This window comes from Actinobaculum sp. 313, from assembly GCF_003073475.1.
Taxonomy (GTDB): domain Bacteria; phylum Actinomycetota; class Actinomycetes; order Actinomycetales; family Actinomycetaceae; genus Asp313.
This window is the reverse complement of record NZ_CP029033.1, coordinates 1948174-1961169: the sequence shown is the minus strand read 5'-3', so window position 1 is coordinate 1961169 and position 12996 is coordinate 1948174. Positions and strand designations below refer to the sequence as shown.

The 12996-nt window shown below is 62.1% G+C and carries 11 protein-coding genes and 1 tRNA gene; 7 read left to right on the top strand and 5 right to left on the bottom strand.

Annotation, left to right across the window (positions count from 1 at the left end):
- The first annotated feature begins 306 nt into the window (after positions 1–306).
- Positions 307–1764, top strand: coding sequence for a multidrug effflux MFS transporter (locus tag DDD63_RS08525; RefSeq protein ID WP_346426207.1), 1458 nt, complete (start codon positions 307–309; stop codon positions 1762–1764).
- A gap of 712 nt (positions 1765–2476) precedes the next feature.
- On the opposite strand, the gene DDD63_RS08520 is transcribed toward DDD63_RS08525, so the two are convergent.
- The 3 genes from DDD63_RS08520 to DDD63_RS08510 form a co-directional block, all read right to left on the bottom strand.
- A complete protein-coding gene (locus DDD63_RS08520) occupies positions 2477–3445 on the bottom strand; it encodes a carbohydrate kinase (protein WP_108716010.1) in 969 nt (322 codons plus the stop codon).
- A gap of 391 nt (positions 3446–3836) precedes the next feature.
- Positions 3837–5234, bottom strand: a complete 1398-nt coding sequence (locus DDD63_RS08515; protein WP_108716009.1) for a sugar porter family MFS transporter — start codon at positions 5232–5234, stop codon at positions 3837–3839.
- Between the two features lie 224 nt (positions 5235–5458).
- The gene (locus tag DDD63_RS08510) at positions 5459–6322 is read right to left on the bottom strand and encodes a LysE family translocator (RefSeq protein ID WP_108716008.1); all 864 of its coding nucleotides are present in this window, start codon (positions 6320–6322) and stop codon (positions 5459–5461) included.
- A gap of 13 nt (positions 6323–6335) precedes the next feature.
- On the opposite strand from DDD63_RS08510, the gene DDD63_RS08505 reads away from it, so the two are divergent.
- The 5 genes from DDD63_RS08505 to DDD63_RS08485 all read left to right on the top strand — a co-directional run bounded on the left by DDD63_RS08505 (position 6336) and on the right by DDD63_RS08485 (position 11418).
- Positions 6336–7235 carry an ArgP/LysG family DNA-binding transcriptional regulator gene (locus DDD63_RS08505; RefSeq protein WP_108716007.1) on the top strand — a complete coding sequence of 300 codons (900 nt, stop codon included), beginning with the start codon at positions 6336–6338 and terminating at the stop codon, positions 7233–7235.
- A 188-nt stretch (positions 7236–7423) separates the two neighbouring features.
- Positions 7424–7948, top strand: coding sequence for a PadR family transcriptional regulator (locus tag DDD63_RS08500; protein ID WP_108716006.1), 525 nt, complete (start codon positions 7424–7426; stop codon positions 7946–7948).
- 38 nt (positions 7949–7986) lie between these two features.
- Positions 7987–8775, top strand: a complete 789-nt coding sequence (locus tag DDD63_RS08495; RefSeq protein ID WP_108716709.1) for an ABC transporter ATP-binding protein — start codon at positions 7987–7989, stop codon at positions 8773–8775.
- Positions 8772–10970 (top strand): ABC transporter permease, encoded by a 2199-nt coding sequence (locus DDD63_RS08490; RefSeq protein ID WP_108716005.1) that lies wholly within the window; start codon positions 8772–8774, stop codon positions 10968–10970. Before DDD63_RS08495 ends, DDD63_RS08490 begins: the two co-directional genes overlap by 4 nt.
- Before the next feature lie 223 nt (positions 10971–11193).
- Positions 11194–11418 (top strand): hypothetical protein, encoded by a 225-nt coding sequence (locus tag DDD63_RS08485; RefSeq protein ID WP_108716004.1) that lies wholly within the window; start codon positions 11194–11196, stop codon positions 11416–11418.
- A gap of 143 nt (positions 11419–11561) precedes the next feature.
- Here DDD63_RS08485 and orn read toward each other — a convergent pair whose 3' ends face one another.
- Positions 11562–12164, bottom strand: coding sequence for an oligoribonuclease (gene orn, locus DDD63_RS08480; protein ID WP_240611483.1), 603 nt, complete (start codon positions 12162–12164; stop codon positions 11562–11564).
- Between the two features lie 298 nt (positions 12165–12462).
- Between orn and DDD63_RS08475 the strand changes: the two genes are divergently transcribed.
- Positions 12463–12771 carry a hypothetical protein gene (locus DDD63_RS08475; RefSeq protein ID WP_108716002.1) on the top strand — a complete coding sequence of 103 codons (309 nt, stop codon included), beginning with the start codon at positions 12463–12465 and terminating at the stop codon, positions 12769–12771.
- A gap of 59 nt (positions 12772–12830) precedes the next feature.
- Here the strand turns inward: DDD63_RS08475 and DDD63_RS08470 are convergent.
- Positions 12831–12903 (bottom strand) — tRNA-Arg (locus DDD63_RS08470).
- Positions 12904–12996 lie beyond the last annotated feature (93 nt).

The following is a 12996-nucleotide window of genomic DNA, read 5'->3' as shown; positions in this document are numbered from 1 at the left end:
CGCCACGCCAAGCCGACTGGAAGTGACCACGCCGAGCCGACTATCGCGTTGAGTCGGCCATTCCAGCGAGACGGCCGAGCCAACCCTGCGTGGCGATGATCGCCGTGAATGCGGGCGAGGCGTGAGCGGTAAGTCGTCGGAGAGGGCTCGGAAGTGCCAACCGGTCACCTGCTGCCAGCCACCAGTCACTTACTTCCGGCAACCAGTCATGACGCGGGGCAGGGACAATGCCGAATGGTGAGAATATGGACACAATTCCTCGTTCCCCGGCGCTACGCGTGTAAAGGTGCGAGTGACAATATGCGGGTGACAGATTCCCCAGAGCAGACCACGAAGGCCGTGAAACGAGTTACTGATGCTGAAAGACGCGTTGTGGGTGCCGCGCAACGGGCTGCCGAACAGCACGTTACCGGCGCTGAGCAAGGCAAGGCCACCGAAGAACGCCGCAGTGCCGGGCACGGAAACGCTGCTGCATCGCAGGGTGAACCGCAGACATTGCGATCCGCCTTCCCACCGACGCTTCTTCTATCTCTGGCGGCCTTGGCAGCGGTAGCACCGCTCGGGACCGATACCTACCTTCCCGCCTTCACGGATATGGCGCGTGACCTTCATGTGGGTGCGTCGGAGGTCCAGTTGACGATGACCTCATTCTTGGTGGGCATCGCCATAGGGCAGCTAACAATTGGCGTGCTTTCTGACCGGATGGGGCGGCGGCCGCTATTGCTGTGGGGAACCGTGCTGTCACTTATCGCGGGCATCGTAACCGTGGCCACTCCGAATATCACCGTTCTGATCATCGCCCGCTTCGTCCAGGGCTTGGGCGGGGCAGCGGGAATGGTCCTGGGCCGCGCTGTCATCGCCGACCGGGCGCGCGGAGCGGCCGCCGCGCAGGCGTTGAATCTGGTGATGGCGATTCAGGGTATCGCGCCGGTGCTCGCGCCCATCTTGGGGGGAATCCTCGTTGGGCCAATTGGGTGGCGTGGCATCCTCGCCGTCGTCGCCGCATTTGCTGCCATCTTGCTGCTGCTCATCATCTTCTGCGTCCCGGAGACCCTTCCCGCCGAGCGCCGCAATACTGCGGGATTACGCTCCCTGCTCGTAGGTGCCAAGGAGCTGAGCAAGAGCCGCTTCTTCGTTCGCATCGTTCTCATAAACGCGGCAACCTTCTCACTGCTGATGGCCTACCTATCCGCCGCGCCCTTTGTTCTTCAATCGGTGCTAGGGATGGCGACCGGTCAGTACACCGTCATCTTCGGTTGCTGTGCGGCGACCATGACCGTAGCGACGACGATTTCGTCGGCACTTATTATCCGTTGGGCTCCGGAACGGCAAATTCGTACCGCTTTGGCCAGCGTCCTGGTTGTTGATGTTGGTATGGCCGCGTTGTGTCTGGCGACGATGCGGGAGCCAGTCGACTCGGCACCGCTGCGCATTGCGATCCCTGCGCTTTTGATGTGCCACGTGTTCTGCCTCGGGTTCGCCTTCGGAAATATCCCGGCAATCGCCCTAGCCGTTGCCGGACGGCGGGCCGGTACAGGATCGGCCATCCTGGGATTCGCGCAGTTCGTGTGCGGTGGACTCGTGAGTCCGCTGGTCGGGCTTGCCGGGGAGGGTTCCGCCACAGGTTTCGCGGTTGTGCTCATCACGGTGGCGATTCTGGTCAACATCTTGGCGCTGCCGGGCGTGCGCGGCCCCGAACTCGAATCGGCGCAGAAGGCGGCTGTGGCGGAGGTCATTCGTGACGGTCGTCGAGGCAAGCTTTAGGCACGAAGGCAAGCTTTAGGTACGAAGGCGAGTTCTGGGTACGAAGGCATGCGTAGGTGCCGCAGGCGCAGGTCGGCTCCCCGGCATCGAATTGTGCACTCGTGCCGTTACCAGCGCGCTGTGGGGCCGAGGATGTCCAAATCCCGTCCAAACGCAGGTAAAGTGGAATAGCTCTATTTGAAGAACGGCGGAATCGTGCGGATTTGAGAAGGCTACTGCGTCCCGCTTGAATCGTTTGGACGGGATTTGGACGTTGAGAATGTAAGTGTCTGCTCGGTGCGAGGTGTGTGACCCTGATTTGGACCGGCGGCCTGGAAACAAGCCGCCACCTGTTGCCGCTGCGGTGACCGGCTCTGCGAGTCAACCGCAGCTAATGCCTAATACGGCAGAACCGGCTGACCAGAGTCCGAAGACTGGGTCAGCCGGTTTACGTTGGCTATGTGGCAGTAACCATCCACGCTCACCGAGACGGGTGGACGACCGAGACGCTCAGGCCATGGGACCGCCTAGTCGACGGGTACTCTGCCTCATGGGCACCTGCTGGAATGGTGCCCGCCTAACAAGGTCTGCTGGGCCTGTAGCTGCCCGAGGCACGCAGTGTCGGAGCATTCTAGCTGCGCGGCATGCGGCTCGGCTCGCGAACTCCTAGTCGTATCCGGCACGGGTTGCTGGGACTCCTGCCCGCATCCAGCGTGCGGTGCGGGAGCTTGATCTATGCGAGGCGCGGGTCGGCCTTCAGGACTTCGTCGATATCCGTGCGGGTGGGCGCGTGAGCGCCAGGATGGCTTACCGTCAGCCCCGAGGTGATGGTTGCCCGGTGCAATGCGCTGCGGATTTGATTCCAGGTGGCATTGCGCAGGCGCGCCTTCGCTTCGGCATTGCCCAGTAGTCCGGCGTCGAGCAAGCCCGAGATCAGGCCTCCCATAAAGGAATCACCGGCACCAACGGTATCGGCCACCTCCACATTGAGCGGATCAATAACGAGCATGTCCCGCTCGGAGGCGAGTCGCGCATAGGCGCCCCACGGACCGCGGGTAACAACGACTAGTCCCGGTCCGAGTGCCAACCATTTGCGGATGATTTCCTCCACGGGGGTGTCTTCGCCATACAACCAGGCCAAGTCCTCGTCGGAGGCCTTGACAACATCAGACAGCGACACCAACTCCTCGATACGTGGCAGGACCTTCTCCGGTGACTCCATGATTGAGGGGCGAACGTTGGGATCGTAGGAGACGGTTCCACGGATTGCCATGTCCTTGACGGCCTTGAGAACACCGGTTCCGCCGGGCTCAAGAGTGGCGGCAATACTGCCGGTGTGCAGGTGGGCAAGCGACGCCGGGGCGGGAAGCGGTGGGACGTCCCACAGCAGGTCGAACTCGTATGTGGCGCGGCCTTGCTCATCTAGACGCGCGTAGGCAACAGTTGTTCGTTGTGCCGCGTCGCTCCCCGGCACAATGCCGACGTGGTGCGCGCGCGCGAACTCTTCGATCATGGCGCCGCGCTGGTCTTTGCCCCACCACGCGCCGATAAGCGCCGGATGGTCGAGTTCGGTGAGTACGCACGCAACGTTGAGCGGGCTTCCCCCAACGTGTTCTTCGGATTCGTCGCCGCGAATAACGACGTCGATAAGGGCTTCGCCCAGGCACAGCACGGGTGCGGCATCCGGATCGGTCACAGCCATGTGATTCTCCTCTGAGTGGATGTATAGAGATCTTGTTACCTATTGTCCGGCACCGGCGGCGGTTTTGCCTAGCAAGTTCTCCGATCAGTGCCGGACAAGGGGCGTTACGGGTGTGTATTGATGTGTGCGGCCAGTTCCCTTTTGTTGGGCTCGGTGTTCCGCGAGCGGCGACGCGCCTTGCAAGAGTCATTGTTCCGGGCTCTGAAGAGCGTTCGCCTATGGGGGATACCCCTTGGATAGAAGTCCCGTACCCACTGGGTGCTGCCGCTGAGCTGCCGACCGCGGCGACCGTCAAGGAGCGCAGTCCCGGGGAGTGCAGTTCCGTTGGACGGAACGCCCGGGCGGTGACCGCTTGACGGATTGCCGCAGGGGCGCGCTCGGGCAGGGCGGCTCAGGCGTCGCGTAGGCCGAGCTTTTTTTCCATATCCTCCAATGGAATTCCCTTGGTTTCCGGCATGACCAGGCGGACCCAGATGAGCTGTCCGATCATGCAGATGAAGAAGATCAGGAAGGCGATGCCGCCGCCGAGCGCTCCAACAATGCTTGGGAACAGCAGGGTAGTCAGCGCCGCGAAGGTCCAGTGGGTCAGTGAGCCGAAGGACTGGCCCGCGCCGCGCACCCGGTTGGGGAAGATCTCGGAGATGAACACCCAGATCACCGAGCCCTGCCCGAAGGCGTGTGCCGCGATGAAGCAGAGCAGGCCGACCAGCACCAGTACCGACGACGTCGTGTTGTAATTCCCGTCGTAGACGAAGAACAGAGCGGTCAGGAAGCCGAGACTCAGCAGATATCCAATTGATCCAACAAGCATCAGGGTTCGGCGGCCGAGGCGGTCGATAACTGTCAAAGCCGCCATCGTCGCTATGAGGTTCATGAAACCGACTGCGACCGTCATGAGATATGCCTGATCATCGCTTGCGCCGGCCTCCTGAATCACACGGGGCGCGTAGTACAGGATGGCGTTGACTCCGGAGAGCTGGTTGAACGCGGCGATGGCGAAGGCCATAAGAATGACTTTCCGGTACCTCCGCGAGAAGAACGGGGTGCGCATGCTGCGCAGGCGTGCGTCTTCGGCTAGCTGCTCTTTGATCTCGGCGATCTGCTCGTCTGACTCTTCCTGGGTGGAGCAGAGCCGACGGCTCGTGGCAATGGCTGCATCCGTGCGACCATGACTCATCAACCAGCGCGGCGTTTCCGGTACGGTGAGGAGCAGCAGGAGGAAGATGACCGAGGGGATCGCCATAACTCCGAGCATCCAGCGCCATGCGACATCATCGGGTGCGATCCGCCGGATGAGGAAGTTGGAGAAGTAGGCCAGCAGAATGCCGAGAACAACGTTGAACTGAACGAGTCCGACGAGGCGTCCGCGGTAGGCAGCCGGGGATATTTCTGCGGTGTAGATCGGCGCGCAGACGCTGGACATGCCGACGCCAATACCGCCGACGAAGCGGAAGATCAGCAGGATGATATGGGTCGGAGCGAAGGCCGTGCCGAGGGAACCGAGAATGTAGATGATCCCGATCCACAACAGAACTTTGTGACGGCCGAAGCGGTCTGCTAGTCGGCCGGCGAAAATGGCGCCGAAGATGGTACCGAAGGTTGCAATTGCAACTGTGAGGCCAAGGCTGAAGTTACTCAGACTGAAGACCTCCTGTAGGGCGCCCTCAGCACCCGAGATGACGGCCGTGTCGAAGCCGAAGACAAGGCCACCGAGCGCAGCGACGATAGCGCTGCGGATAACTAGCGAGTTAGCCCGTGAACGGGGCTTTTCTTGCGTGGAACTCGACATCGAGATTCCTCCCATTGGTGGTGTGCATAACATATCGCCCTGGGAGTCGAAACCCGTTTCAATAGAGGATCGCTCCCGTGGAAACGTGTCCCGCTACCGGGCGGAATAGCGGTGAGTGGCTCCCGCCACTGCCGCCGGTAGTCATCCTAGTCCGGATGGCGAATTGTATTTGAGACCTTTGTCCATCTGTCCACATAGTGAATGCCACGATATTCACTCACGCATCATTCAACAAGGAGAAGAGCGGCGAACCCCAGCAGAACAAAGCCGAGTATGCGGTCCATCCACCTCAAGACTCGTTGCTCGCTGCTAAGCACCCGCAATCGATCTGCTGCCACGGCATACAGCGACATTGTGACGACGGCGACGGGAAACTCAATGCCCATGAGTGCCATCGACCAGAGGAACGTGTTACCCTCGTCCGGGATGAATTGCGGCATCACCGCCAGGTAGAAAGCCCCCATTTTCGGGTTTAAAACGGAAGCCAGAAGGCCGGTACGGTAGGCGCGTAGATGCGATGGCAAGGAGGTCATCGTTCGGGTGCCGGAGTGTTGCTGGGTGAAGTGTTGCTGGGTGGAGTGCTGCGGTATTGGCTGCTGCAGAGCGGAGTGTTGTGGCTCGGTCTCTCGCAGGGCGGGGCGTTGCGGGTAGGACCGTCGCAAGCCGACGCGTTGCAGCAGTGGACGCAGCGGTAAGGGGCGTCGAGCTGCGGCCGATTGTTGAGGTGCTGACCGGTGGGTTCGCACGCTGGAGTTGAGGCTTTGGAGCCCGAGAAAGGCCAAGTAAACCGCGCCGGTCACCTTCAATATTGCGAACAGTGCAGGTTGCGACACCACAAGCGCAGCCAGCCCGACCGCAGAGGAAAGTCCCCAGACCACGGACCCGGAGGCGGTTCCAAGCCCGGTAGCCAGGCCGTGGCTTCGTCCGCCGGATAACGAGCTGCGAATGGTGAGGGTGGCATCCGGTCCGGGTGCGAAGGCGAAAGTGGCGGCCATCGGAAGGTAACTCATCAGTGGTAGGGCCATAATGATCAGACTAGGTAGCCATCCCACTCCCACCAAGTTTCTTAAAGAGTCTGCAAGTATCATTAGACTTCCTAATATGTACAACGCTACAAGCCTGGCCGCATTGGCCGCGGTGTGCCAAACAGGGTCATTCGAGGCTGCCGCACGCAGACTTCACATCACGCAATCGGCGGTCAGTCAGCGCTTAGCAGCCCTTGAACATGAGATAGGTAGGGCCGTAGTGCAGCGAACTCGACCGGTGGCGCCGTCCGCTGCGGGTGAGGTCCTGCTCAAGTTGGCGCGCCAGGTGGAACTGGCAACAGCGGACGCAACCGAGGCTTTGGCTGCAGCGGGCGTGGCGGGTGTTCGAAGTGATGGCACCACACGGCTTACTCGCTGTGCGCTGGCAGTTAACGCCGACTCGGTCGCCACGTGGTTCGCAACCGTCGTCGGCAATATTGCGCGGGACGGGAGCATGATGCTGGACTTGCGCATTGAGGACGAGGAGGTCAGCCGCGAGTCTCTGCGCCGGGGAGCGGTGATGGCGGCGGTGACTTCACAGTCGGCGCCCGCGCCGGGTTGCGTGGTCAGCCCGCTGGGGGCAATGGAGTATTGGCCAGTGTGTGCTCCGCAGATAGCCGACGCCGTCGCCGCCGCTCCCGAGCGTCAACCGCTGGTACGTTTTGATATGCATGATTCTTTGCAGCATCGATACCTGGAGATGGTTGGTGCCCTGCATGAGCCTCCAGCGCATTTCGTCCCGTCGAATCATGACTTCCTCGCCGCGGTACGTCTTGGTCTGGGGTGGAGCGTCCTTCCCAGCAACCAAGCAAGAGAAGAGATTGCGCGCGGTGCCCTCGTGCGTTTTGATACGAGCCGCAGTGTTGCCGTTCCTCTGTATTGGCAACGGTGGCGCATTGAGTCACCGATTCTGGATCGGGTCACGGCGTGGGTGATATGCGCCGCGGCAGGCCTGCGGGGCAGGCCAGCCGCGTAGGGGAGATAGTGCCGACGTGGCTCCGGCGTGGCGACGAAGCCGTCGTCAGTGCTTCCTCGGCCCGCCGCCGCAGGAATGGCTGCCTCAGGGAACCGCCGCCGTATGAGCCGCCGGGTAGGAAGATCAGACACGTCAGCACTCAAAGGCGGCTATAGACGCGGTGTATACGCTGAGTGTATAGTCGAGCCATGGACACCTCGCTTGCACTGCTCGGATTGCTCGGCCCCGCCCCAGGGTACGGGTACGACCTCAAACAGAGCTACGACCACTGGTTCGGATCGCGCCGACCCTTGGCCTACGGTCAGGTCTATGCCACACTGGCACGCCTCATCCGCGACGGCCTGATCACACTCGTCGCCCAAGAGCCCGGGGCCGGGCCGGAACGGAAACGCTATGAGATAACAGAGCAGGGGCGCAAGAGGGTGGAGGAATGGATGTTCACCGCAGATCCGGTGGCGGATACCCTACAATCGAATCTCTTTGCCAAGACGATCATTGCTCTTCTGCTTGGCGACGACGCCCAACGTCTTCTCGATATCCAACGCAGCGCACATCTCGCCCGCCTCCGCGAACTCACCCGGGCCAAACAAGAAGCCGATCTGCGAGGGGCGTTGCTGGCCGATCACGCAATGTTCCACATTGAGGCCGATCTGCAGTGGATTGATGTAACCGAGGCCCGGCTCGGCTCCCTTCGGAAGGAGGTGCAGGCATGAACCTGCCACGTAGGGCAGGCAGTCGTCTGGCGGAACGGATGGGAGAAGCGTCTACAGACAACGGCAAGGCGCCAGAGGCGGTGGGTCAACAATCCCTACTGCAAACCAGGGCGGTCGAGTACTCATTTGGCATGACGCGGGCATTGCGCGGCATCGATCTTGATATTAGTGAAGGCGAAACCCTGGCGGTTATGGGGCCATCCGGCTCGGGGAAGTCCACGCTTATGCATGTCCTCGCGGGTGTGCTTGTTCCCGACGTCGGAACGGTGCGCTATCGAGGTGAGGACATGAGCTCCTGGAGCGAGGAGCGGAGAGCAAATCTGCGCTTGACCGATTTCGGTTTCGTGTTCCAGTTCGGCCAGTTATTGCCGGATCTCAGCGCTCTCGACAATGTCACGATCCCGCTGCTTCTGGCGGGTATCGAGCGGCGTAAGGCCGTGCCGCGAGCGCGTGATGCCCTTGTCGCATTCGGCCTGGAGGCGGAACTCGACCGGTTGCCGAGCAAAATGTCGGGCGGGCAAGCACAGCGTGTTGCGATAGCACGTGCGCTTGTTGCCCACCCGCGCGTCATCTTCGCCGATGAGCCGACCGGCTCTTTGGATTCATTCGCGGCCGAACAGGTGATGGATGCGCTGGTGAGGCGCGTGCGAGAGGACGGGTCGACGCTTGTGCTGGTAACCCACGATGCACGCACGGCCGCATACGCCGATCGGGAGGTCATTGTGCGTGACGGCCGCATCAGTGCCGGTACGGGTAGTAGTGACAGTGCGGGTAGCCACAGCACGGGGCCGTGCGTGGGCGGGCAGAGCGACGGGACGCCGCAATGAAGGCGCGGATACAACTGACCCGGTTGCTAGTGGCCGGCGACGTCGCTTCGCGGCGTCGCGTCAGTGGGATGTGTGTGGGCGTCATGATCGGCGTCGCAATCCTCCTGCTGCTGCTCGGAGCTTCGCGCGGAATCGGGGAGCGCACGGAGCGCTCCACCTGGACCCTCACCCCATACCGTGTTCCCGAACGCCTCACCGAAGCTGACCTGCCCCTCGAGCCGGATACAGCGGCCGCCCTCACCACATCCGATTTCTACGGTGGGCGGACGATAACGGTTGTGCGTATTGCCGCGTCCGATCAGACCACGGTAGCGCTTCCGGGAATCGACAGAACTCCGCGCCCGGGCGAGTACTTCGCCTCTCCGGCGCTGGAGGAGCTCATCGGTGCGGCACCGGCGGATCAACTGGGGGACCGTTACGGTGTAGCTGCGGGAACGATTCAGCGCAGTGGGTTGGAGGGGCCGGATGCACTTGTCGTCGTCGAAGGCGTTACGGTAGACGAACTACTTGATGCCGGACAACTGGGCAACGCTGCGTCACTTGTTTCTTCTTTTGTCGGCACCCGCTATTCCAGCGAGGTATACCAGATCATTGCCGCGCTGGGAGCGATTGCCATGTTGGTGCCCGTGCTCCTTCTGATAGCTATCGTGACCGATTTGGGTGCCGCGCAGCGCGCCGAACATATTGCGACGCTTCGGCTCATAGGTGCAACACGGCCGACTGTTGCCGCGATTTCCGCGTTGGAAGCGGCGTTCACCGCCTTTGTGGGTTCGTGCTTCGGTGCGGTCGCTGCGCGCCTGCTTCTCCCGGCTGCAGCACGGGTGCGCGTAAACTCGGGGCGTTTCTATATTGAGGATTTGCGCTTACCGGCGGCCCTGGTTATCGGAATCATTCTTGCTACGGCGTCGGCTGCTACTCTGATCGCCTGGCTACGTGCCCGCTCCGGTCAGGCGCTGATCGTAGGCTCTATTCGCGATGTGCAGGAGCGGCGCCCCCGGGTGGTGTCGATAGTGCCCCTGCTGGGAGGCGTGATTCTTCTTCTCATGATCCGAGCGGGCCTCTGGGGAACGCGTAGCACCGGACTTGCACTGGTGGCTGGGCTCCTTCTAGTGGCATGCGGCCTCATGACGGCGGGGGCCATGCTTACCGCATGGTGTGCGCGGCTCGGGCAACGGCACGCCCGACGGCCCGAAACCCTCGTTGCCTGCGCTCGGATAGCCCGCCACCCGCGAGCTGCTTTTCGAACCGTCTCTGGCATGGTCATCGCGGTGTTTCTCGTCTCCGTTTTCGCGGTGGCCATGACCGCGGCAGTCGGCCGACCGGCAGCCGTCAGCGACGATCTTCACCTCTCAACGGCAACGATCATTGTTCAGGCGGGGAGTGGAGAGAATGCCGAGCGCGTTACAGCAGGCATTGAGCAACAGCAAGAAGAGCTTATGGGAGTGCCGGGCGTGACGGGTGCGGGGGTCGGCTACGCGCCGAGAGCTACCGACGGCACTATTTCGCGCGTGATCTTCTCCGCTGCCGACGCCCGTAGTATCGGCTTGACCGTGCCCGACGGCGCAGCGGGAGTCTCCCTGAATACGGATGCGCTAGCAGCAGCCGGGGAGTCCTTAGACCTCCGGCCCACCGCCGCACCCTCTGGCGGCGAGAATGCCGCAGTGCTGCTCGTTGCTACCGACGGCAGTGCGGCCGCGCGGGAGCGAGTGCGCACGGCGCTGTGGAACGGCGGGCACGTTAACCCGCTGTCGACGCCACTGACGCGCGATGAAGACGGGAATGTGGCGGCGGAGGCTACCGAGAACCAGTTCGCCGCCATGGCGGCGATCGGCATTGTGATCGCAACGGCGATTTCGGCGCTTTCACTCGCGGTAGCAACGATTTCCGGCATCCTGGACCGACGGCGAGTCTTCGGACTGCTGCGCCTGACCGGAATGCGAGGGGCAACGCTACGGCGAATCATCACCGCGGAGACCGTACTGCCCGTTGTTGTGGCATTCCTCGGCGCGGTCGCGCTCGGGGTCTTCACCGGCTGGGTCACAATTACCGGGTTGAGCGAGCGGAGCATCTCCTGGCCCGGGCTGTGGTATTACGGGATACTGGCGTTGTGCCTGGCATTGGTCGGTGTTGCGGCCTTGGTGGCGTATCGGGTCGCGGTGCGGTGGACGGACCACAGCGCCACACGTTTCGAATAGTCTGGTTAGTGGCACCGCCCGGGAAGGTGTGTGAGTGGGGGCGTAGCAGCCTGAGGGACCGTGGGGCCTCAAGAGCAGTGGAGGCACCCTCCGGGTAGTCTGGTAAACGGTGGGCCTCGCTCTGGTGAGCAGTGGGCTTTGATCGCCTGGTCGCTCTCGACCAGTCTGGTGAGCGCTGCGCTTCGGCCAGTCCAAAATCAAGCTTCATCAGCGCGGACATGAGTTGGAGCAGCATGCCGGTGCCGTCACTCCCGGCAGCGCCGACATGTGCTTTGCGGTCCGCGCCCCGATGGACGACGTCGTCGCCGACCTCCGACGGGCCGGACTCACCACAGAACTGGGACCGCTGCAACGAACCGGAGCGCTTAGGCCGATGGAATCGGTGTACCTGGGCGACCCGGATGGAAACCTGGTGGAGTTGGCGGTCTATCCGGATACGGTTGCCTGAAAGGCCGCACGCGCTCGGAGGCCTCAAAAGCTCTGCGCAGGTGCGCAGCCGACTCGCGCTTATTCGAGGTTGGTGGTGTCGTTTGCAACGGCGATCGTTACGGCGGGAAACCCGCAGCGCCCTCGTCAAGGAGTCGCCGGGTGCTAGCCTTCTGCGGTTTGCGGGGCTTGCGCGATGCGGGCGGTTGTGCCGGCGGCGGTAGCGGCCGCGGTTTTGCAGTGCGCCGTCGTCGGGCCCTCGCCGTCCGGCATAAGAACGCTCCGGTAGTAGCGCAACTCGTCAATCGAATCGTAGATATCACCGAGGGCACGGTGGTTGCCGGTCTTCTCCGGTGAAGCGAAATAGGCGCGTGGGTACCACCGTTTGGCGAGTTCTTTAATGGAGGAGACATCAACTACCCGATAGTGCAAATGCTCGACGACTTCCGGCATGTATTTGGCGAGGAAGGTCCTATCCGTGCCCACGGAATTGCCACCCAGTGGAGCCCTGCGGGCCTCGGGTACGTGACGCTTGATGTAGTCGAGGACTTGTGCTGAGGCCTCGCCCAGTTCAAGGCCACCTTCCCATTCCTTAATCAACCCGGAGTTGGTGTGCATCTGGCGAACGAAGTCTCCCATATGTTCGACGGCACCCGGTGTGGGCTTGATGATGAGGTCAATCCCCGCGTCGACCGGAGTTAGATCGGAATCGGTGATTACGACGGAGACCTCGACGAGCTCGTCGACGTCGATGTCTAGGCCGGTCATCTCGCAGTCGATCCACACGATAGGGGTATTCGGTTCACGAGTTGCTGCATCATGGGTAGTCACGGCGGCAAGTGTACTCGCCTGCACGCCGCAGTGGACGAAGGTGTTGTGTTGTGAGAGGAGGTGTGATGCTCCGGGTCTGGATCCAGGTGGGATGTACTCCATTGGATGGGGCTCTGGAGCTGGGTCATTTTCGCTTGGAACCGAGTGCTACACTGGCAGCCAACATGGCGCGGGTACGGTTCAGCGGGTGCTCCGCGGTCGTCACGGGTCCGTCGGCAGCCAGTAACTACCCACCGTGCGCGACAACCTCGCTTCCGGTCCTATCCAACTGGGAGCCGCGCTGTGCGCCGCCTGGGACCTGGGCGAGGAAGGCACAGCTGAGGACGGTTCCACAATCGTCGTCGACGACAAGCAGGGGGAGCGCTTGCAGCAGCTTGCGGCGCGGCAGTGTGTCGGAGAGGATGAGGCCTTCATCTCGGACCAGCAGGTGTTCGGCGAACTCGGTACGGACTCGCGTTTCGTCGCGGCTTTTGCTCGCAGCGTGCACGACCTGCGTGAAAAGTGCGCTCGCGCGGTGATGCGTGCGCTTGTAGCCGAAGGGTAGAAGTTCCGGTGCGCCGGGCGTAAGAGGCAGACTTCGCGTGCTGGTGCGGTATGTGGTTGCGCCCCCATCCGGACTCGAACCGGAAACCTACGGATTAGAAGGCCGTTGCTCTATCCATTGAGCTATGGAGGCGGACCCAGGTGAATCCTGGCCCCCTTAATGTACCCGAGGAAGGCGCAAGTACCAATTCTTTTGCCACATGCCGCGAGTGATCCGCCACTTTTC